This is a genomic window from Acidobacteriota bacterium, assembly GCA_018001935.1.
Taxonomy (GTDB): domain Bacteria; phylum Acidobacteriota; class JAAYUB01; order JAAYUB01; family JAAYUB01; genus JAGNHB01.
On the sequence record JAGNHB010000062.1, the window covers coordinates 1 to 990 of the forward strand.

Below are 990 nucleotides of genomic sequence, written 5' to 3' on the forward strand. Positions count from 1 at the left end.
CATAATAGGTATTTTCATACGCTGAAATCGATTGAGGAGACCGTCGAGGATCTGTTCGAATCCTGGCGAGATGGTAGTGCTAATCTCAGGAGATTATGCGCAATTATATAAGTCGCCGAGTATAACCTGAAAAAACACGAAATGACCGAACGGAAAACAGCGGGAAAATTTCCGCGACTTTTCCTCCCCCCGGCGATCTGTATTGATGTAAGGCCGTTCAATTTCCTCGACTTCCCGAGGAGACCATGGTGCGTCTCATCCTCATTCTGTTTTTCGTCTTTCCCATGAAGACCCTCTCCGGGCTCGATGCCCTCCGCCAGGTGTTTTTTCACCGCGGGGGGCCCGCCGCCCGGCCACACGGCCGTCGACGGCCGGTCCCCCCGATCAGCCCCTCCGTTCGATCCCGCCCGCTCTCCCCCTTCCCCGCTCCGCCCCGACACTGAGGCCCCCTCCGGACCGGCCGCTGCGATGGTTCTGCTGCGCCTGCACGCCCGCGGCGCCTCCGGAGCCGGGGAACGACGATGCCTCGGGCACACCGCCGGTCCTCGGGAGCAGCCGGGAACACCGGAGCCGGTTTTCACGTATCATGGCCAGCAACACCGGGACGGTCTGTTGCGGAAGGAGAAGAGGCCATGAGTGAAGATCCCGACCCCCGGCGCTTTCGCACCGAAGAGTTCCGCGTGGACGGCTCCCAGGTGGTTCAGAAGATCAAGGAGCTGGTGCACGAGGGGAACATCCGCCGCATCGTGCTGAAGAACGAGGAGGGGAAATCCCTCCTGGAGGTCCCCCTGACCCTCGGGGTGGTGGGCGCGGCGCTGCTGCCCGTCTTCGCCGCCATCGGCGCGCTGGCGGCCCTGGTGGCCAAGCTCACCATCGTGGTGGAGAAAGTCGAGGAGTAGCCGTTCGTACGCGTCGTCCCGACGCGGACAAGAGGTTCCTACGCGTCGTCCCGACGCGGACGTGATCATTTTGTTCGCTTACTCAACCCGC

The 990-nt window shown here is 62.2% G+C and carries 1 protein-coding gene; it reads left to right on the top strand.

The features are described 5' to 3' along the window. Positions 1-632: 632 nt before the first annotated feature. Positions 633-899: a DUF4342 domain-containing protein gene (locus KA419_17775; protein MBP7867783.1), complete on the top strand. Its 267-nt coding sequence runs from the start codon at positions 633-635 to the stop codon at positions 897-899. Positions 900-990 lie beyond the last annotated feature (91 nt).

Excerpts from the sequence above, each read along its gene's own strand:
- KA419_17775 (MBP7867783.1), top strand. The coding sequence starts at position 633 with ATGAGTGAAGATCCCGACCCCCGGCGCTTTCGCACCGAAGAGTTCCGC.